Raw genomic sequence first — 353 nt, forward strand, 5'->3', positions numbered from 1 at the left:
ACTATGTTTTCTCCTTTTGAAAGTTGTTTAATTATATCAATAGCTTTTTTGTTAGTTTCGAATAATTCTTCTTCTATATATTTTTTAGCATCACTGCCGACAGAATGTTTTTTATCTATTTTTTCGTATTTTCCACTTAAATCTACAATTCTAGTTCCACCAGAACCACTGCCAGAACTGCTACCACTATTAGATGAGTTTGGTTTATGGTTTAATGGAGTTGTTGTTTCACCTAGCATTTGAGCTTTTGTTAAACCATCATAAAATAAAGCATTAGGACTTAATCCACTAGATGTAAAATCTTTAATATTAAAAGGTTTATTTCTTCTAGGTAGTAAATTTATAAAATCATC

At 28.6% G+C, this 353-nt stretch carries 1 protein-coding gene; it reads right to left on the reverse strand.

From position 1 onward, the window contains the following. On the reverse strand, positions 1–353 hold a 353-nt coding region (locus AWT72_RS09905), incomplete at both ends, for a hypothetical protein (RefSeq protein ID WP_197407683.1).

This window comes from Oceanivirga salmonicida (assembly GCF_001517915.1).
Taxonomy (GTDB): Bacteria; Fusobacteriota; Fusobacteriia; order Fusobacteriales; family Leptotrichiaceae; genus Oceanivirga; species Oceanivirga salmonicida.